Origin of the sequence: Massilia timonae, assembly GCF_001866515.1 — a bacterium.
Classification (GTDB): domain Bacteria; phylum Pseudomonadota; class Gammaproteobacteria; order Burkholderiales; family Burkholderiaceae_D; genus Telluria; species Telluria timonae.
In genome coordinates this window covers 898,982-918,224 of sequence record NZ_JRYB01000001.1, presented here as the reverse complement: position 1 = coordinate 918,224, position 19,243 = coordinate 898,982, and the positions used below count along the sequence as shown (strand labels likewise).

Genomic DNA, 19,243 nt, shown 5'->3' with positions numbered 1-19,243 from the left:
AGGATCAACCCTTCTTTTGCGCCGCGATCCAGCGGTCGGTCGCCGCTTCGAGCACGTCGAGCGGCACCGCGCCGTGCGACAGCACTTCGTTGTGGAAGGCGCGCAGGTCGAAGTCCTTGCCCAGGGTCTTTTCGGCGCGTGCGCGCAGTTCGCGCAGTTTCAGTTCGCCGATCTTGTAGCTGAGGGCCTGGCCGGGAATCGCGATATAGCGCTCGACTTCCTGCACCGCCGTCACCTCGTTCTGCGGCACGTTGTCCATGAAGTAGGCGATTGCCTGTTCGCGCGTCCAGCCCTTCGAGTGGATGCCGGTATCGACCACCAGGCGCACGCCGCGCCAGATTTCGGCGGTCAGGCGGCCGACCCACTGCCATGGATCGTTGTACATGCCGATTTCCTGGCCCAGCATTTCGCTGTACAGGCCCCAGCCTTCCGAGAAGGCGGTGCTGCCGCCGAAGCGGCGGAAGGCCGGCAGGCCGGTGGTTTCCTGCGCCAGGCTGCGCTCGAAGTGGTGGCCGGGAATGGCTTCGTGCAGGAAGAAGGCGGTGGTCGTGAAGTTGGTGCGGGTCTCCGGCTTGTAGGCGTTGAAGTAGAACACGCCGGGACGCTTGCCGTCGACCGAGCCGCGCTGGTAGGAGGCCGGGGCCGCGCTCACTTCGCGGAAGGCTTCCACGGGACGGATCTCGAACGGCGCCTTGGGCACGCGCGCGAACAGCTGGTCGACTTTGGCCTCGACGCGCGGACGCATCGCCTCGTAGGCCGCCTGGATCTCTTCGCGCGATTTGAAGCGCAGCTCGGGCGCGGTGTTGAGGTGAGCGAAGAATTCCTTCAACGTGCCCTTGAAGCCGACCTTGACCCTGGCTTCTTCGAACTGGGCGCGGATGCGCGCGACTTCGCGCAGGCCGATCTCGTGGATCTGTTCCGGCGTCAGGTCGGTCGTGGTCGAGCGGCGCGCCAGGAAGGCATACCACTCCTTGCCGCCGGGAAGAGCGCCGATGCCGGCCGTGTCGCGGCCTGCCGGCAGGTAGGTGTCCTTCATGAAGGCCAGCAGCTTGCGGTTGGCAGGCGCCAACTGTTCGCGCACCATTTTTCCATAAGCCTCAGTCAGGCGCGCCTTGTCGGCGGCGCTGAAGGACGCCGGGAATTTCTTGGTCGGCCCCATATAGGTGCTGGTGTCGAGGTTGTCGCTGCCGACGTTCTCGAGCTGCGGCAGCACGCGCTGGATCAGCGCCTTCGGCATCACGATGCCTTGCTGGATGCCGGCGCGCATATTGGCGATGCTGTCGTCGACCGCCGGCGCGTAGCCGGCAGCGCGCTTGAGCCAGTTCTCGTAGTCCTGCACGGTCTGGAACGGCTGCGTGGAGGCGCCCGAACCCAGCTGGGCCATCAGCAGATGCAGGCCCGAGAACTGATCCACCGGCACCAGGTCGGACGGGAAGCGCAGGCTGTCGAGGTCTTGCTGCAGGCGGTAGCGCAGCAGGTCATAGCTGATGCGGTCTTCCGAGGGCAGCGGCGCCGGATCGAACTTGGCGCTGCTGGCGAGGTATTTCTCGGCCAGCGCGCGGGTCTGCTTGCGGTTCTCGGCCGACGAGGTCGGGCCGAAGCGGTCGTTGTAGCGATGGTCGCCATTGAAGGTGGCGGCGATCGGGTTTTCGCGCAGGTAGTCTTCCCAGTAGTCGCTATATAACTGGTTCATCTTTTCCGGCGTGGCCGGCGTCTTGACTTGGGCGAAAGCGGGGAGGGCGGCGCACAGCACGGTGCACAGCGCAGTGCGCAGCGCATTGGACAGAATAGGGGGGAGCGAGCGGGTCATGTCTTCTCTAGGTGGTCAGGTCCATGCAAGAATAGCATGATGACCCAGGTGCAATACAACAGGCAGAATGCCCGGCGCAGAAACCCTTGCAGCCCGATTGTCCAGTGGTAAGCTATTGATGTTGTCATACCAACCCAGAGGGATTCCATGAAACCGCTGTTCTCCTCCGACGACGAAGCGAAGGCCGCGTCGACGACCCCCGTGACGCCTGCCGCCGGTCTGCCGCCCCTGCTGGATCCGGCCCTCACGCCGGACGCGCTGCCGGCGTTGCGGCCGGAGGCGGAAACAAAGCCGGTGATCCCTGTCGACCTCACCGGCATCGACGACAAGGCCATCGAGACCCTGGGCAGCGCTGCGGGACCGGGTGTGGCGAAGGTGTCGGCCAAGCTGCTGGGCACGGTACGCGCCTCGGATGCGGACGTGTTCGGCACGCAGCTGAACGAACTGATCGCCACCTCGAAGGGCCTGGACCCGGCCAAGCTCAAGTCGGGCGGCCTGCTGTCGCGCGTGTCGAACATGTTCGGCTCGGTCAAGGAAAAGATGCTGTCGCAATACCAGGTGGTCGAGTCGCGCATGGACACGCTGGTGTCCGAGATGACGCGCCACGCCAATGTGCACCGGGCGCGCATCCACGACTTCGACGAGATGTACAAGGGCCTCGAGGTTTATTATCAAGGCCTGGACGCCGACGTGAAGAAGGGCGAAGCCTGGGCCGAGCGGCTGCGCCAGGCGGTCGCGCAGCAAGCCGCGGCGGCCAATGCCTTCGAGGCGCAGCAGGCGACCGAACTGCGGCGCCGTCTCGAGCGTCTCGAAAAACGCATCGACGACCTGCGCCGCGCGATGCTGATGGCCACGCAGATGGTGCCGCAGATCCGCCTGTCGCAAGACAACGCGCGCGCCTTGACCGACACCTTCACCGACATCGTCAACGTGTCGATCCCGGCCTGGCGCAACGTGTTCTCGCTCTACCTGCTGCAGCTGGAAGCCAAGCAGAGCGCGGCGGTCGCCAACGCCGCCTACGACGCCACCGACGCGGCCTTCCGCGCCCAGGCCGATATGCTGCTGGAAAATACCGAGACCGTGGCCCGTGCCAAGCAGCGCTCGATCGTCAGCCTCGAAACCGCCCAGCACGTGCAGACGCAACTGGTGACCGCGTTCGACAAGCTCGAGCAGATCTCGAACGAAGGCCAGCAGCGCCGCCGCGACGAACTGCCGAAACTGCAGGCGCTGGAGCAGGAGCTGATCGCCAGGTTCTCGCCAGGCGCGGCCTAATCTCAACTCAATATACAAGGAAAGCTCATGTCGACGACGCTTCAGACCGGCCACCGCATCAACCTCGAAAAATCCGCCCCGGGCTTGAAGCGCGTGCGGATCGGCCTCGGATGGAAGGTCAATGCGGCCGCGGGTCATGCCTTCGATCTCGACTCGTCGGTGTTCCTGTGCCGGAAAGACGCGGACGACCATCCGGTCATGATCAGCAACGCCCACTTCGTCTATTACAACCACACGACCTCGCCCGATGGCGCGGTGGTGCACTCGGGCGACAACCGTACGGGCGACAAGGATGGCGACGACGAAGTGATCACCGTCGACCTGGCCAAGGTCGACGCGGCGGTCATGGAAATGCCGATCGTGGTCACCATCCACGAGGCCGAGGCGCGCAAGCAGAACTTCGGCAGCGTCTCCGGCGCTTACGTGAAGGTGTACAACGACGACACCGGCGAGACGATCGCGGAATACAACCTGAACGAAGACTACTCAGACAAGACCGCGCTGCAATTCGGTTCGCTGTACCGCAAGGATGGCGAGTGGCGTTTCCAGGCCGTCGGCGCGGGCTTCAAGCTGAATTTGGCGACCTTCATCCGCAAGCTCGGCGGCACCGTCTGAGCAGCGTTGTGCGTATCCTTCCGAGGCGCTGATGGCTGGCGCCGCCAGGTAGATCGATGACACACCAGACGCCCAAGGCATTCGACTTCGGCGACGCGCCGGAGCCGCCCTCTGATCCGATCGATCCGGTCGACCGTCCGGCCGGGCCGCGGGCCTTCGATTTCGGCGACGAGCACGATGCCGCGGCAGCGCCAGACCGCAATAGTCAGCCCAGGGCGCTGTCCTTCGACGACGTTCCTGCGGTTCCGGCTGCGTCTGCCGTGACCAGGAAAACCGTGGCCCGGCCGCTGTTCGACAGCGAAGACCATCCGGCGGTGCGCGATGCGCTCGCCACCGTCCACGCCGATTATCCGGATGTGTACGCGCATTCGGAGCAGCGCCTGGCCATCCTGTTTCGTCGCATCCTGCCGGTGCGGCTGGCGCTGGTGACCGATTGGGCAGAGGAGCCGCTGATGGAGCAGGCGGCGCTGCTCCAGCCCATCACCGAACTCGTACTGAAATTCACGCAGATGGGCGTGCCGGCGCTGCTGGAAGCTGCGCTCGACACTACCAAGGGGCCGCCGGGCATGTTCGGCCGGCTGTTTCGCCGACCGACGTCGCCTGCCGAATACAGGCCGGTGCTGACGTCGGCGCGCACGCAACTGCTGCAGCTGATGACCGACAGCGAGGTCGCCATGCGCGACCTCGAAGCGTCGGCGAAAGGGCTGGGCTTGCACCTGCTCGTGCTGGCCGTAGTGTCGACACTCGTCGAGGACGCGCCGGATGCGGCGCTGCGCGATGCGCTCGTGCAGCGCCGCACCTTGATCCAGCAGGCGGTGCGCCAGGCCGAGCTGTCGGTGCTGCAGATGAAGCAGGTGCGGCAGCAGGCGGCGGACTTGATCGGGCAGGTGTCGTCGTTCCTGACCGTGACCTTGCCGGCCGTGGAGATGGCGCAGGCGCAGCGCGGGGCAGGCTCCTGGCCGCCCTGAAACAGGTGCGGCTGTTAGAATTTGCCATAGCCTCAAAGCCCATTTGCAGGAGTATACAAATCCTACGTTTTCTCATCACTGCAGCAATCGGCAGGCCGAAGCTGACGGCCGCCGTTGCGATATCCATGTTGGCCGCCCTGGCCGCTACGATGACCTACACCGGTTTTCTCGTCATCGGGGTGGTGGCCGATTATCTCGGCACGGGCCGGATCGCGGCAGGACTGCTGATCGGCGTTCTTTTCGCGAGATTTCCCTGGATAAAAGAGGGAAGGCTGCGCATTGTCGGCCTCTTGCCCAAACCTGTCCGTCGACCGCTCATCGTGAGCATACTTGCACTGAGCCTGTTCACCTTCGTGACGCGAGGCGACTACGTGCCCGCACTGTTTGCGGGTGTCGCGACGGCTTTTGTCCTCGCTTATCCATGGCTGCGGCGAGCAATTGTTGATCGCATGTCTTCGTCTGTATTCACATTCGGTGGGCAAAAGCGTCCCGAGAGCAACGATGACACGGTCATCGAAGGTGAATTCAGGGAACGAAAAGAATGAGCTCGATTGCTTCGGGCCAAATGGAGAAATTCCCGTCGTAATCCTTCCTCAGGACGTTTGCTCATCAAGAAGCTTTTCGACAGCCCGGCTTCTGCGTACTATGTGGCTTGATGTGTCTTGTAGATAACAGCTGGCAGGCAATGCCCAAGTATTGACAGGCTTGCTGCTGCGCGTTATCGACCATTTCAAAGTCTCCTTCAAGCAAAGGCTACGATGACTGCACAAGCAACTGGCGCCAAGCCGCGTGGATTGAACCGTGTCCTGAACTGGATCGAGGTGGCAGGCAACAAGCTGCCCGACCCGGCCATCCTGTTCGCATTGCTGCTGGCCGTGGTGTGGGCCACCTCCTGGGCCATGTCCGGCCTGGTCTTCAACGACATCGACCCGCGTACCGGCGCACCGATCGAGATCAAAAATCTGCTGGCGCCGGCCGCCCTGACGGATTTCATGGCGAAGATGGTCAATACCTTCGTCACCTTCCCGCCGCTCGGCGTGGTGCTGGTGGCGATGCTGGGGCTGGGCGTGGCCGAATACACCGGCTTCATCAACGCCGGGCTGCGCAAGATCCTGGCGGTGACGCCGAGGTTGCTGCTGACGCCCGTGCTGATCGGCGTCGGCATCCTGAGCCACGTGGCCGTCGATGCCGGCTATGTGCTGGTCATTCCGCTGGGCGCCGTCATCTTCTACGCCGCCGGGCGCCATCCGCTGGCCGGCATCGCGGCCGCCTTCGCCGGCGTATCGGGCGGCTTTTCCGCGACCTTCTTCGTGCCGTCGAGCCTCGACCCGCTGCTGGCCGGCCTGACCCAGGTCGCCGCGCGGCTGTCGTCCGACCCGGCCGCCGCATCGATCGTCATCAATCCGCTCAATAATTACTATTTCACGACCGCCTCGACCTTCCTCGTGATCCTGGTCGGCTGGTTCCTGACCGACAAGGTGATCGAGCCGCGGCTGAACAAGAATTCGCCGGTCGACGGCGATCCCGCCGGCCTGCCCACGATGGATGCGCTGCAGCCGAACGAGATCAGGGGTCTGCGCTGGGCCGGCATCGCGATGGTCGCCAGCCTGGCCCTGCTGCTGCTCTCGCTGATGCCGGAAGGTTCGGCCTGGCGTGCGCCGGATACGCGCGAGCTGACGCATTCGTCGGCGCCGCTGATGCAGTCGATCGTCGCGCTGATCTTCATCTTCTTCCTGATTCCCGGCGTGGTCTACGGTTATGTCGCCGGCACCGCGAAGAACCACCGCGACATCGTCAAGGGCATGAGCCATGCGATGAGCGGCATGGGCTATTACGTCGTCATGGCGTTCTTCTGTGCGCAGTTCATCTTCGCCTTCGGGCAGTCCAACCTGGGCGCGCTCATCGCGCTCAAGGGCGCGCTGTGGCTCAGGGAAATGGCGTTCCCGCTGGGCGTCACGCTGACTGGCATCGTGCTCCTGACGGCCACGGTCAACCTGTTCATCGGTTCGGCGTCCGCCAAATGGGCGCTGATCTCGGCGGTGATGGTGCCGATGCTGATGGAACTCGGGGTGTCGCCGGACATGACCCAGGCGGCGTACCGGGTGGGCGATTCCTCGACCAACATCATTACGCCCTTGCTGCCGTATTTCCCGCTGATCATCGTCTTCTGCAAGAAATATGTGCAGTCGACGGGCATCGGTACGCTGATCGCGCTGATGCTGCCGTATTCGATCAGCCTGATCGTGACGTGGACGGCGTTCTTGCTCGCTTTCTGGGCGGTCGAGCTGCCGTTGGGGATTGGCTCGTCATATTCCTATCCGGCGGAACGTTGACAGTTGGGGGCGGCGCTCCAGTAGCGCCCCGGATAAATCCCAGAAACGACAATACCCACTCTCTGCATCACCTCTGGCATGAAATAAATGGTTTAATATACAAAATATTTCTTTTGAGTCTCATATGGCGGAACTTCTTCAATACTTGGACAATGCCGAAAAGGTATTTGTGTTCGACCAGGTCTATCCTCTGAGCGCTGCCACCGAGCAGGCGAATCAGAAAAAATTGAATGCTTTCGGGATGCTGGCGAAGTTGAATCCCTTCAAACGCCCCAAGGAAGAAACTGTCCTCCTTTCGAAGCACGTCTTGCGTTATGAGCCATTTTGGCATGTAGTGACGACTCGGTCAGTCGATTACTCACGCGAGCTGACCTATCCTGTGGAGATCGGCAATGCGTATGCAAAAAAAGTTCTCATCAACGGAAAGGAGTATTCGATTGCAGAGCAAGGAAATAAACGGTCGATCAACCTGCAGGGAGTCGAATTTTCTCATAGGAAGATTAACTACGAAGATCACCTCGACGGGCTGTCGCGCGACCTGAAAAAGGGAGTTCTGGCGAATTACATCAACAAATACAAAGTGCAGGAGCATACGGTACTGGAACTGCCCGAAGCGATCGTTCCGCAACTACGTTTGCCGATGCTGTTGCAGAAGATACGCCAGACGCTGGACGCAGAAGTAATCAATGCCCACGAGTTTCAGGAAGACATCGTTACGATTGAAAAAGTGTACCTCTACTACCGTCCTGTGTTTGCATTTGAATTTGCCTGGACGACCGAGGACAAGGTAGGGGTCATTGAAGTCGACGGCCTGACAGGGGAAGTGATCGAAAATGGCCAGTGGTTCAAGGAAAAACTGCAGGCAATCACCACACGCGAAATGCTTTTCGAAATGGGCTCGGAACTGGCAGGCGCCTTGGTTCCGGGTGGCGGGACGGCTGTAAAAGCGATCGAAAGGATCACTGCCAGCTGATGCATAAGCTGGGATGCCAGTTTCGAAGCTGGCATCTTGGGCTGCGAATCACAGAAACGACAACGCCCACTTGCATGAGTGGGCGTTGCGTGAAGTATGTTCTTGGTGGCCCGGGGCGGAATCGAACCACCGACACAAGGATTTTCAATCCTCTGCTCTACCAACTGAGCTACCAGGCCAAGAGGCCGCAATTATAGCAGCGTTTGCGGCGGATAAACAATCCCGCGCCTGATTCACCCCTTGGACGAGATCCGCTGTGCGTGGTCCCGCTCCAGCGCCAGGCGCGACTCGCGTCGGCCCTTGGCTTCCTCGAAGCGGCGCAGTTCATCCGGCGTCGACGGTTCCAGCGGCGGAATCGCCGCCGGCTTCTTGTCGTCGCCCACCGCCACCATCGTGAAGAAGCAGCTGTTCACATGGCGCACCACCTTGCTGCGGATGTCTTCGGCGATCACCTTGATCCCGATTTCCATCGAGCTGCGGCCGGTGTAGTTCACGGCGGCCAGGAAGGTCACCAGCTCGCCCACGTGGATCGGCTGGCGGAAGGTCACCTGGTCGACGCTCATCGTCACCACGTAGCGGCCGGCGTAGCGGCTGGCGCAGGCGTAGGCGACCTGGTCGAGCAGTTTCAGGATGGTGCCGCCGTGCACGTTGCCGGAGAAGTTGGCGGTGTCGGGCGTCATCAGCACCGTCATGCTGAGCTGGTGGGAGGGGAGGTTCATGGTCGTGTCGTTACAAAAGAAATCAGTGCTTGATGTTGCCTTAGAAACTGCCGCGCGGCAAGTTCTGCCGTCGGCAGGGACCGTTTTTGAGCGCGTCAAAGCACGCATATCGACATACCAATAAAATCGTAGTCATTGAAAAACGAATCGTATAGGCTCGGCGAATGAACAGCGAATTTTTCCATCAGGGCGGATCGGTGCAGTGGCACCTCGGTCCCGTCATCGACGCACTGCGCACGTCGCGCGAATCCACCCACAATATCCGGCACCAGGGCAGGGTGCGCGAACTGCCGTCGCGTGAAGTCGTGCGCCAGATCGTGGACGGCATCTCCGCCGCCCTGTTCCCCACGCATTATGGCCGCCCCGACCTGAACGACGAGAGCATCGACTACTTCGTCGCCGACACGCTCAACGTGGCGCTCGACCGCCTGGCCGAGCAGGTGCGGCGCGCGCTGCGCTTTTCGCCCGAGTTCTCATCTGAGCATGACCAGACCGATGACGTCGTGCTGGCCGAGCGCGCCCGCGCCATCACGCGCGAGTTCGCCGCCAGCCTGCCTGCCGTCCGTGCGCTGCTGGTGTCCGACGTGCAGGCCGCGCTGGCCGGCGACCCGGCCGCCACCTCGGTGGCCGAGATCATGCTGTGCTATCCCGGCACCATCGCCATCCTCTACCACCGCATCGCGCATTGCCTCACCCGCCTCGGCGTGCCGTTCCTGGCGCGGGTCACGGCCGACATCGGCCACTCGCTGACCGGCATCGACATCCACCCCGGCGCGCAGATCGGCGGCAGCTTCTTCATCGATCACGGCACCGGCGTCGTCATCGGCGAAACCGCGATCCTGGGCGAGCGCGTGCGCCTGTACCAGGCCGTCACGCTCGGCGCCAAGCGCTTCCCGGTCGACGAGAGCGGCGCCCTGGTCAAGGGCACGCCGCGCCATCCGATCGTCGAGGACGACGTCGTCATCTATGCCGGCGCCACCATCCTGGGCCGCATCACGATCGGCGCCGGTTCGACCATCGGCGGCAACGTCTGGCTGACCCAGAGCGTCCCGCCGGGCAGCAATGTGTCGCAGGCGCAGATGCGCAACACCTGAGTCGAGCGTCTAAATGGCGTGCACCGCGTGCAGGCTGTCGAGGATCGCCGGTTTCAACGGCGACAGCGCCAGCTTGCCGCGCTCGCGCGGCCATGGCGCGTCGTTCGTGAACTCGGCGCGCACCGGGCCGGGCACGCCATCCATCAGCACCACGCGGTCGCTCAGATAGATCGCCTCATCGATATCGTGGGTCACCAGCAGCACGGTCAGGCCGCGCTGGCGCGCCGCTTCCGCCAGCAGGTCTTGCAGGCGCATGCGGGTGAAGGCGTCGACCGCCGAAAACGGTTCGTCCAGCAGCAGCACGTGCGGCTCCAGGTACAGGCCGCGCGCGATGGCCGCGCGCTGGGCCTGGCCGCCCGACAGCTGCTTGGGCAGCGCATCGCCATATCCCTTCAGGCCGACCTCCTCCAGCAGGGCATGGGCGCGCTCCGGGTTCGGCCGCGCGTGTCCGCCGAAGACGACGTTCTGCGCCACGGTCAGCCACGGGAACAGGCGCGGCGCCTGGAACACCAGGCCGACGTCGGCATCCGGCCCCGTCAACTGGCGGCCGTCGAGCCGCACCGCGCCGCGGTAGTCGCCGTCCAGCCCCGCCACGATCGACAACAAGGTGCTCTTGCCGCAGCCGCTGGCGCCGACCAGGCTGACGATCTCACCCTGGTCCAGTCCCAGCCGCAGTCCGCGCAGCACCGTGCGTGCGCCGTGGCGTTTCTCATCGATGGCGATCTCGAGGAAACTCATCGCGTCGCCCTTTCCCCATAGCTGTCGCGCCAGGCCAGCCAGCGCCGTTCCAGCGCCTGCATCGCGCTGTCGCTGGCCTTGCCCAGCAGGGCCAGCAGCACGATGGCCGCCAGCATGATGTCGGCGCGGCTCGATTCGCGGCCGTCCGTCAGCAGATAGCCCAGGCCGCGGCTGGCGGCGATCAGCTCGGCCGCCACCATGAACATCCACGCCAGGCTCAGGCCGTTGCGCAGGCCGGTCAGCACCGAGGGCAGCGCCGCCGGCAGCAGCACCCGGCGCGCCAGCGCCAGCGGCGACAGGCGATACAGCAGCCCGACCTCGGTCAGGCCGCGGTCGACGCCGCGGATGCCGGCCACCACGCCCATGTACACCGGGAAGAAGGCGCCGATCGCGATCAGGATGATCTTGGGCGCCTCGTCGATGCCGAACCAGAGCAGCAGCAGCGGCACCCAGGCCAGCGACGGAATCGCGCGCAGCGCCTGGAAGCTGGGGTCGAGCAGGCTTTCCGCACGCCGGTTCAGGGCCACCAGCGCGCCGAGCGGCAGCGCCAGCAGGGCGCCGGCGGCGAAGCCGGCCGCCACCCGCAGCGTGCTGGCGCCGACGTGGCCCGCCAGGCCGTTCTCCAGCAGCCAGGACAGGGATTCGAGGATGGCGCTCGGTGGCGGCAGCAGGTTGGCCGGCACCAGGCCGGCGCGCACGCCGGCTTCCGCGCCGATCAGGGCCAGCGCCGGCAACAGCAAGCCCAGAGGGAAGCCGAGACGGCGTCGCGCGCGCGTTGCCGGCGGCGGCGCTTCCAGCGTGATGGCCTGCCGTTCCATGTCAGGCCCTGGTGAGCTGGCGTGCGAAGCCGGTGTCGACCAGGCCAGCGATCGCCTTGTCCAGGTCGGTACCGGGGCGCACCAGCGCCTCGTCGCGCAGGATCGGCGCCGCCAGCTGAAGCGCGCGCAGGTGCTCGGCGGTCGGCTGGGCGTTGCTGAAGTCCGAGCGCAGCTTGACCTGCAGCAGCGCGACCGGCAGCGGCACCTTGGCCTCCGTAGACAGGATTTTCGCCGCTTCCGACGGATTGGCGCGGGCCCAGGCGCGGGCGCGCTCGTAGGCCCTGATCACGCGCGCGGTCTCGTTCGCGCGGGTGGCCAGGAAGTCTTCGCGCACGTTCAGGAAACCATAGGTATTGAAACCGACGTTACGGTACAGCAGGCGTGCGCCGCCTTCCAGTTCGGCCGCCGCCATATGCGGATCGAGGCCGGCCCAGGCATCCACGCGGCCCTGTTCCAGCGCCGCCCGGCCGTCCGCGTGCTGCAGGCTGACATGTTCGATGTCGCTGCGCTTCAGGCCCACGGTCTGCAGCGCGCGCAGCAGGAACAGATAGGGATCGGTGCCCTTGGTCGCGGCCACCTTCTTGCCCTTCAGGTCGGCCAGGCTGCGGATGGGGGAGTTCTTGGGCACCACCAGCGCCGTCCACTCGGGCCGCGAGAACAGATAGGGCGTGCGGATCGGATTGCCGTTGGCGCGGGCCAGCAGGGCCGCCAGGCCGGCGCTCGAACCGATGTCGATGCTGTTCGCGTTCAGGTATTCGAGCGCGCGGTTGCTGCCGGCGCTGAACACCCACTTGATGCGGGTGCCGTCGGCCTTGAACTCTTCTTCGAGCCAGCCGAAGTGGCGCAGCACCAGGCTGGTGGGCGAATAGTGGGCGTAGTCGAGGCGCAGTTCCGATAAGGGAGCGGCGCGTGCTGGCAAGGCGGCGAGGGCGGCGCCGCTGGCAACCAGTTGCAACAGGCTTCTTCGTTTCATGATGGTCCTTTGATGGTGATTCAAGCTGCCTGGATGCCAGACAGCGGGGATGCGATCTCGACCCGGCTGCCCGGATGGCCGGGCGCCAGGCGCGGGCCCTGGCCGAGCAGTTGCCCGCGCAGCGTGCCGCCGCGTGGGGCGGCGTCGTAGCGGCCGCGCCGCGCCAGTTCGGGCACGATGTGCTCGACCACCAGCGTCATGTCTTCCAGCGGCAGCGCGAAGGCGAGGTTGAAGCCGTCGGCGCCGGTGTCGTCGATCCAGGATTCGAGCTGGTCGGCCACCTGGCGCGGGTCCCCCACGATGATGGGGCCGCGTCCGCCCAGGCCGATGAATTCGGCCGCTTCGCGCACGGTCCAGTCGCGGCCCGGGTCGGCGGCGCTGAGCGAGGCCAGGGCCGAGCGTCCGGCGTCGGTGTCGATGTACTCGATGGTGTCGTCCAGGTGGTGGCGCGCGAAGTCGACGCCGGTCCAGCCGGACAGCAGGGTGAGCGCGGCCTCGACGTCGACGTGGCGCCGGTATTCCGCGAGCCGCGCCTGCGCCTCTGCTTCGATGGCGCCGGTGACGACGAGGGCCTGGGCATACACCAGCAGCGCATCCGGATCGCGGCCCTCGGCGCGCGCGGCGGCGCGCACGGCGTCGACGCCGCGTTTCACCACCGCCTTGCTCGGGCCGCTGATGAAGGTGGCTTCGGCATGGCGCGCGGCGAAACGGGCGCCGCGCGGCGAGGCGCCGGCCTGGTACAGGAAGGGCGTGCGCTGCGGCGACGGCTCGCACAGGTGAAAGCCCGGCACCTCGTAGTAGCGGCCCTTGTGCCGGATCGGATGCACCCTGGCCGGGTCGGTATGGATGCCGCGCTCCTTGTCGCGCCTCACCGCGCCGTCTTCCCAGCTGCGCTCCCACAGCTTGTAGACGACCTCCATGTATTCGTCGGCCAGGTCGTAGCGCTCGTCGTGGCCGAGTTGCTGGCCCAGGCCCAGGTTGCGCGCGGCGCTGTCGAGATAGCCGGTGACGATGTTCCAGCCGATCCGGCCCCCGCTCAGGTGGTCGAGCGTCGAGATGCGGCGCGCGAAGGTATACGGGTGTTCGTAGGTCAGGGCGGCGGTGACGCCGATCCCGAGGCGCGTGGTGGCGTGGGCGATCAGCGGCACCAGGGCTAGTGGGTCGTTCAGCGGCACCTGCACGCCGTGGCGCAGCGCGGCTTCCGGTCCCTTGCGGTAGACGTCGTACACGCCCAGCACGTCGGCGAGGAAGATGGCGTCGAAGCCGCCGTGTTCCAGCAGCTGCGCCAGCTCGACCCAGTAGCCGGGCGTCAGGTAACGCTCGCTGTCGCTCCTCGGATGGGTCCACAACCCGGGCGACTGGTGGCTCGGGGTGTTCATCTGGAAGGCGTTGAAGCGGATGCGGCGCGCCATTACCTGGCTCCTCCGGCAGGCGCTTGCAGGGCCAGCTGGTAATCGGTCTTGGCGTAGTCGGCGAAATGCCTGTTGGTGACGTCCAGGAAGGCGCGCGACTTGTACGCCGCAGCCAGGTCGCGCGCAAAAGGCTTGTCGCGGTCAGGCGTCCTTACCGCCACCAGGTTGGCGTAGGCCGGCGAAATCTTTTCGGTGCGCAGCGCGTCGCGCAACTTGAGGCCCGAGGCCAGCGCATAATTGCCGTTGACGAAGGCGTAGTCGGCATCCTGCAGGGAGCGTGGCAGCTGGGCCGCCTCCAGCGGCAGCAGCTTGACGCCCTTCGGGTTGGCGGCCACGTCGCGTTCCGAGGCGCGGATCGGATCAAAGCCGGGCCTCAGCTTGATCCAACCCAGCTGATCGAGCATGACCAGTGCGCGCGCCTGGTTGGTGGGGTCGTTCGGCAGCGCCACGGTGCTGCCGCTTTTCACGGCGTCGAGGCTCTTGTGGCGGCGGCTGTAGATCGCGATCGGCGCGGTCGGCACTTTCACCAGTTCGGAAAGCTGCAGCTTGTGCTGGGCCTTGAAGCGGTCCAGGTAGGTCACGTGCTGGAACACGTTGGCGTCGAGCGCGCCCTCGGCCAGCGCGAAGTTGGGCTGGATGTAGTCGTTGAATTCGACGATGCGCACCTTGTAACCCTGTTTTTCGAGGATGGGCTTGATGCCCAGCCTGACCTGGTCGGCATACGGCCCGGCGCTGGTGCCGATGACGATTTCCTTTGGGTCCTTCGCCTGCGCATTGGTGGCGACGGCAAGGACGATGGCCAGGACCAGCGGGCTGGCGAGCAGGATGCGGCGGTTCAGGTTCATGGGCTTCCTTCCGTTTCTCTTTCCGTTGACGGTTCAGCGCTTGTCCAGGCGGCGCGCGATGCGCCCGCCGCCGAACTGGATCAGCTGCACCATGGCGATCAGGATCGCGACCGTGATCACCATGACGTCGGTCTCGAAGCGGTAGTAGCCGTAGCGGATGGCCAGGTCGCCGATGCCGCCGCCGCCCACCACGCCGGCCACCGCCGAATACGACAGGAAGCTGATGGCCAACACGGTCAGCGCCAGCACCAGGCCGGACCGAGCCTCCAGCAGCAGCACCCGGGTGACGATCTGCAGGCGCGTGGCGCCCATCGCTTCGGCGGCCTCGATCACGCCGCGCGGCACTTCGTGCAGCTGCTGTTCGACCAGGCGCGCGAAATAGGGGATGGCGGCGCAGGAGAGCGGCACGCTGGCGGCCAGCGGACCGATCGAGGTGCCGGCGACGATGCGCGTAAACGGCACCAGGGCCACCATCAGGATAATGAAGGGGAAGGAGCGCACGGTGTTCACCAGCCAGCCCAGCACTTTCCCGATGCTGCGGCCACGGCCTGGCTCGCCCGAACCGTTGAGGAACAGGGCCACGCCGAGCGGGCCGCCCAGCAGCACCGCAGCCGAGAGGCCGATGCCGAGCATGAGCAGGGTTTCGCCGAAGGCGCGCCACAGCTCCGGCGCGACGAGCAGGAATTTTTCAAGCATGCAGCTCTCCTGGGGGGAGGCCGGCATGGACTTCGGCGGCATGGGCTTCGGCGGCGTGGTACACCAGCTCGCGGCCGAGCGAGGTCTTGCGCGGCTCGCTGTGGTCGCGCAGGTCGAACAGTTCGGCGATGCGGCCGTCCTCGACCACGGCCGCACGCTGGCACAGGCTGCCCAGCGCCTGCAGCTCGTGGCTGACGATGACGATCGTCACCCCCAGGCGTGCATTGATGTCGCGCAGCGTATCGAGCACGCTGCGCGTGGTGTCCGGGTCGAGGGCCGACGTCGGCTCGTCGCACAGCAGCACCGTGGGGTAGCTGGCCAGGGCGCGGGCGATCGCCACCCGCTGCTTCTGGCCGCCCGACAGGCGCGCCGGATAGCTGCCGGCCTTATCGAGCAATCCGACCAGTTCCAGGCATTCGGCCACGCGCGCCTTTAGCCGCGGTGCGTTCATCGCGCCGTGGATGCGCAGCGGGAAGGCCACGTTCTCGAATACGGTGGCGTTGGCGAGCAGGTTGAAGTGCTGGTAGATCATGCCGATGCGGCGCCGTGCCTCGCGCAGCTCGCGCGCGCCGAGCGCGGTCAGCTCCTGGCCGGCGACGGCGACGCTGCCGCTGTCGGGTTTTTCCAGCAGGTTCATCAGGCGCAGCAGGGTCGATTTTCCGGCGCCGCTGCGGCCCACCAGGCCGAAGATCTCGCCCGGCAGGACGTCGAGCGAGATCTCGCGCACGGCGTCGAAGCGGCCGCCTTCCGGCAGCGGGAAGGCCTTGCTGGCGCGTTCGACGCGGATGACTGGTACGGAAGCTGTCATGTTGGTCAGGAATAGGGCGTCGGATCGGGCACGCGGCCGCTGAGCGCATAGCGCCCGAGGTCACGCAGCTTGTAGTCGACCGGGTCGTGCAGGGTGTGCACGCGCGCGTTGCGCCAGAAGCGGTCGAAACCGAAGCGGCTTGACGTGGCGCGCGCGCCGAGCAGTTCGAACATCTGGTTGCTGATCTCGATCGCGGCGCGGTGGGCCAGCACCTTGGCTTCGGCCACAGCGATCGCGACGACGCCGCGTTCGCGCGCCGTCACGGCGTCGCCCTTGCCGATGGCGGCGTCGAGCTGGCGCGCGGCCTCGTCGGCCAGCAGCGCGGCGGGACGCACGGTCAGCCACAGCTGGCCATAGCGGTGCTGGGTGAAGGGATCGTCGATCGCATCGTCCACGCCGGAGGCGAACCAGGGCCGCGCCTGTTCGAGCGTGTAATCGCGCGCGGCGTCGAAGGCGCCCTGCGCGATGCCGAGATACAGATTGGCCATGATCAGCTGGGCCACCTGGGAGCGCAGGGTGGAGCGGGCGGTGGGCGCCTGGCCAGGGGCCTGCAGCACCAGCGCGGTCGGCAGGTAGACCTTCTCGAAATGGACGTTGCCGCTGTCGGTCTGGCGCTGGCCGAAGGCGTCCCAGTCGGCTTCCACGTGCACGCCGGCCTGCTCGGTCGGCACCACGGCGATCAGGGAGGCGTCGGCCTCACCGTCTTTTCCCGATACCCAAGCCGACACCGTCAACCAGTCGGAACCGACCGAGCCCGAAGAAAAACTCTTCACGCCGTCCAGGATATAGCCGGCCGGCGAGGCGGTGGCGCGGGTGCGCTTGTCGAGCGGGTTCAGGGCATTCCCCCAGAACAGCTTCTGGCGCACGGTGGCGGTGAGCAGGCTGCGCTGCTGCAGCTCGGTGCCGTAGAGCTGGACGCCGGCCAGCTGCAGGTGATGGAAGCCGAACAGGTGGGCCAGCGCGCTGTCGGCCTTGGCCAGGATGCGCACGGCCGCCATCACGGTGGCCCAGTCGGCGCCCTGGCCGCCGAATTCAACGGGGATCGACAGCGTGAGCAGGCCTGAATCGCGGATCAGTTCGCGCTCGTGCTTCGGGTGGCTGCCGGCGCGGTCGCGTTCGACGGCGGTGGCGGCCAGGCGCTCGGCCAGGTCGGCGGCGATGGCCAGCGGGCCGGATCTGGCCGCGGTAGCGTGGTCGTCTTGTGGACGCAATTGCTGCAGGATGGAAGACATGGGGCTGTGTGCCGGTATTGGGTGAGCTGCCATCTTGCATCGCTAGCCGGCGCCGCGTGAACGAAGAAATCCGGCCATGAATATGCGCGAAAAGTTAAAACGGCAAACGCATATCGATGAGCGAAACGATTCGTTGGGTCGATCGTGCGCGCGGCGTACGCTGTGGCGATCGTTGTCAGAACTGGAACTCACCATGAGCGTCATCTTGCTGGGCGGTAGCCCGTCGTCGCAGTCGTCCTGCAGCCGCCTGTTGCAGCACGTCGGAGAAAAACTCGCCGTCCACGGCTGGCGCACGACGCGCCTCGAGGTGCGCGAACTGCCCGGTCCCGCCCTGCTGCGCATGGATGCGCATGACCCGGAGCTGGCGCGCGCGCTGGCGCTGGTGGCCCAGGCCGACGCGCTGGTGGTGGCCACGCCGATCTACAAGGCGGCCTACACCGGCATGCTCAAGTTGTTCCTCGACCTGTTGCCGCAGGACGGCCTGCGCGGCAAGGTCGTGTTGCCGCTCGCGACCGGCGGCAGCCAGTCGCACCTGCTGGCGCTCGACTATGCGCTGCGCCCGGTGCTGGCCTCGATGTCGGCGCGCGCCATCCTGTCCAGCATCTATGCCACGTCCGAGCAGATCGCCTGGGACAGCGAGCGCGGCACGCGCCTGGCGGGCCCGATCGCCGATCGTGTCGCCGAGGGTATTGAACAGCTGGACGCCGAACTCCAGGCGCGCGCGCAGACCGCCGCCGCCGCATGAATCACCGAGGACTTACCGTGTCGACTCCCAACATCTTCTGGTTCATCCCCACCCACGGCGACAGCCGCTATCTCGGCACCACCAAGGGCGCGCGCCCGGTCAACGCCGATTACCTGAAGCAGGTCGCGGTCGCCGCCGATACCCTCGGCTACGACGGCGTGCTGCTGCCGACCGGGCGCTCTTGCGAGGACGCCTGGATCGTTGCCTCGTCGCTGATCAACGCCACCACCAGGCTGAAATTCCTGGTCGCGATCCGTCCCGGCCTGTCGACGCCCGGGCTGGCGGTGCGCATGGCCTCCACCTTCGACCGCCTGTCGAACGGGCGCCTGCTGATCAACGTCGTCACCGGCGGCGACCAGGGCGAGCTCGAAGCCGACGGCCTGTATGCCGATCACACCAAGCGCTACGAGATCTCGCGCGAATTCTTCAAGGTCTGGCGCGCCAGCATGGCGGGCGAGGGCGGCGCGGCAGGCTATGACTTCGAGGGCAAGCACATCCAGGTCAAGGGCGCCAAGACCCTGTATCCGGCGGTGCAGAAACCGTATCCGCCGCTGTACTTCGGCGGTTCGTCCGAGCCGGCCCACGAACTGGCGGCCGAGCAGATGGACGTCTACCTGACCTGGGGCGAGCCGCCGGCGGCGGTGGCCGAGAAGCTGGCCGATATCCGCGCACGGGCCGCGAAGCATGGGCGAACGCTGAAATTCGGCATCCGCCTGCATGTGATCGTGCGCGAGACCAATGAAGAAGCCTGGCGCGCGGCCGACGAGTTGATCAGCCACCTGGACGACGACACCATCGCAAAGGCCCAGGCCGCGTTCGCGAAGATGGATTCGGTCGGCCAGCGCCGCATGGCGGCCCTGCATGGCGGGCGGCGCGATCAGCTCGAAGTCGCGCCCAATCTGTGGGCCGGCGTGGGCCTGGTGCGCGGCGGGGCGGGGACGGCGCTGGTGGGCGACCCCGAGACGGTGGCGGCGCGCATGCGCGAGTATGCGGATCTGGGCATCGAGACCTTCATCCTGTCGGGCTATCCGCACCTGGAAGAATCGTACCGCTTCGCCGAACTGGTGTTCCCGCTGCTGGGGAAAGGAACGGAGCAGGGGGAGCAGTCGATCACCGGCCCGTTCGGCGAGATGATGGCGAGCGACATCCTGCCCAAGAAGGCTGCCTGAAAGGTAGCCTGAAGGTTGGCCTG

The 19,243-nt window shown here is 65.8% G+C and carries 19 protein-coding genes and 1 tRNA gene; 9 read left to right on the top strand and 11 right to left on the bottom strand.

Translation table 11 applies throughout. The annotated features are described in order from the left end of the window. Positions 1-4 precede the first annotated feature (4 nt). Positions 5-1,810 (bottom strand): DUF885 domain-containing protein, encoded by a 1,806-nt coding sequence (locus LO55_RS04110; RefSeq protein ID WP_071360535.1) that lies wholly within the window; start codon positions 1,808-1,810, stop codon positions 5-7. Between the two features lie 147 nt (positions 1,811-1,957). Between LO55_RS04110 and LO55_RS04105 the strand changes: the two genes are divergently transcribed. The 6 genes from LO55_RS04105 (at position 1,958) to LO55_RS04080 (ending at position 7,971) form a co-directional block, all read left to right on the top strand. After that, complete coding sequence (locus tag LO55_RS04105) at positions 1,958-3,082, top strand: toxic anion resistance protein (protein WP_071360534.1); 1,125 nt, start codon at positions 1,958-1,960, stop codon at positions 3,080-3,082. Between the two features lie 27 nt (positions 3,083-3,109). After that, positions 3,110-3,697 (top strand): TerD family protein, encoded by a 588-nt coding sequence (locus LO55_RS04100; RefSeq protein ID WP_005662951.1) that lies wholly within the window; start codon positions 3,110-3,112, stop codon positions 3,695-3,697. Between the two features lie 56 nt (positions 3,698-3,753). Further along, positions 3,754-4,665, top strand: coding sequence for a hypothetical protein (locus LO55_RS04095; protein ID WP_071360533.1), 912 nt, complete (start codon positions 3,754-3,756; stop codon positions 4,663-4,665). 125 nt (positions 4,666-4,790) lie between these two features. After that, entirely contained in the window at positions 4,791-5,210 is a 420-nt protein-coding gene (locus LO55_RS04090; protein ID WP_143054446.1) for a hypothetical protein, read from the top strand. A 213-nt stretch (positions 5,211-5,423) separates the two neighbouring features. After that, positions 5,424-6,998: an AbgT family transporter gene (locus LO55_RS04085; RefSeq protein WP_071360531.1), complete on the top strand. Its 1,575-nt coding sequence runs from the start codon at positions 5,424-5,426 to the stop codon at positions 6,996-6,998. 124 nt (positions 6,999-7,122) lie between these two features. Beyond that, positions 7,123-7,971: a hypothetical protein gene (locus LO55_RS04080; RefSeq protein ID WP_071360530.1), complete on the top strand. Its 849-nt coding sequence runs from the start codon at positions 7,123-7,125 to the stop codon at positions 7,969-7,971. Positions 7,972-8,074: 103 nt separating this feature from the next. On the opposite strand, the gene LO55_RS04075 is transcribed toward LO55_RS04080, so the two are convergent. Beyond that, positions 8,075-8,150, bottom strand: a tRNA-Phe gene (locus LO55_RS04075). Positions 8,151-8,204: 54 nt separating this feature from the next. Beyond that, entirely contained in the window at positions 8,205-8,690 is a 486-nt protein-coding gene (locus tag LO55_RS04070; RefSeq protein WP_005671532.1) for an acyl-CoA thioesterase, read from the bottom strand. A gap of 164 nt (positions 8,691-8,854) precedes the next feature. On the opposite strand from LO55_RS04070, the gene epsC reads away from it, so the two are divergent. Next, positions 8,855-9,784, top strand: coding sequence for a serine O-acetyltransferase EpsC (gene epsC / locus LO55_RS04065; RefSeq protein WP_071360529.1), 930 nt, complete (start codon positions 8,855-8,857; stop codon positions 9,782-9,784). A 9-nt stretch (positions 9,785-9,793) separates the two neighbouring features. On the opposite strand, the gene LO55_RS04060 is transcribed toward epsC, so the two are convergent. The 8 genes from LO55_RS04060 to LO55_RS04025 are packed head-to-tail and all read right to left on the bottom strand — an operon-like array spanning position 9,794 to position 17,306. After that, positions 9,794-10,522, bottom strand: coding sequence for an ABC transporter ATP-binding protein (locus LO55_RS04060; RefSeq protein WP_071360528.1), 729 nt, complete (start codon positions 10,520-10,522; stop codon positions 9,794-9,796). After that, entirely contained in the window at positions 10,519-11,340 is an 822-nt protein-coding gene (locus LO55_RS04055) for an ABC transporter permease (RefSeq protein ID WP_071360527.1), read from the bottom strand. The genes LO55_RS04060 and LO55_RS04055 overlap by 4 nt, the downstream gene beginning before the upstream one ends. A gap of 1 nt (position 11,341) precedes the next feature. Beyond that, positions 11,342-12,313 carry an aliphatic sulfonate ABC transporter substrate-binding protein gene (locus tag LO55_RS04050; protein ID WP_071360526.1) on the bottom strand — a complete coding sequence of 324 codons (972 nt, stop codon included), beginning with the start codon at positions 12,311-12,313 and terminating at the stop codon, positions 11,342-11,344. 20 nt (positions 12,314-12,333) lie between these two features. Beyond that, positions 12,334-13,725, bottom strand: coding sequence for an LLM class flavin-dependent oxidoreductase (locus LO55_RS04045; RefSeq protein ID WP_071360525.1), 1,392 nt, complete (start codon positions 13,723-13,725; stop codon positions 12,334-12,336). Continuing rightward, positions 13,725-14,570: a MetQ/NlpA family ABC transporter substrate-binding protein gene (locus LO55_RS04040; protein ID WP_071360524.1), complete on the bottom strand. Its 846-nt coding sequence runs from the start codon at positions 14,568-14,570 to the stop codon at positions 13,725-13,727. Before LO55_RS04040 ends, LO55_RS04045 begins: the two co-directional genes overlap by 1 nt. Before the next feature lie 33 nt (positions 14,571-14,603). Next, complete coding sequence (locus LO55_RS04035; protein WP_071360523.1) at positions 14,604-15,266, bottom strand: methionine ABC transporter permease; 663 nt, start codon at positions 15,264-15,266, stop codon at positions 14,604-14,606. Then, complete coding sequence (locus tag LO55_RS04030; RefSeq protein ID WP_071360522.1) at positions 15,259-16,074, bottom strand: methionine ABC transporter ATP-binding protein; 816 nt, start codon at positions 16,072-16,074, stop codon at positions 15,259-15,261. The genes LO55_RS04035 and LO55_RS04030 overlap by 8 nt, the downstream gene beginning before the upstream one ends. A gap of 5 nt (positions 16,075-16,079) precedes the next feature. Continuing rightward, positions 16,080-17,306 (bottom strand): acyl-CoA dehydrogenase family protein, encoded by a 1,227-nt coding sequence (locus tag LO55_RS04025; RefSeq protein ID WP_071360521.1) that lies wholly within the window; start codon positions 17,304-17,306, stop codon positions 16,080-16,082. Between the two features lie 193 nt (positions 17,307-17,499). Between LO55_RS04025 and ssuE the strand changes: the two genes are divergently transcribed. Both ssuE and ssuD read left to right on the top strand, forming a co-directional pair. Continuing rightward, positions 17,500-18,051: an NADPH-dependent FMN reductase gene (gene ssuE / locus LO55_RS04020; RefSeq protein ID WP_071360520.1), complete on the top strand. Its 552-nt coding sequence runs from the start codon at positions 17,500-17,502 to the stop codon at positions 18,049-18,051. Positions 18,052-18,068: 17 nt separating this feature from the next. Next, positions 18,069-19,220 (top strand): FMNH2-dependent alkanesulfonate monooxygenase, encoded by a 1,152-nt coding sequence (gene ssuD, locus LO55_RS04015; RefSeq protein WP_229410049.1) that lies wholly within the window; start codon positions 18,069-18,071, stop codon positions 19,218-19,220. Positions 19,221-19,243 lie beyond the last annotated feature (23 nt).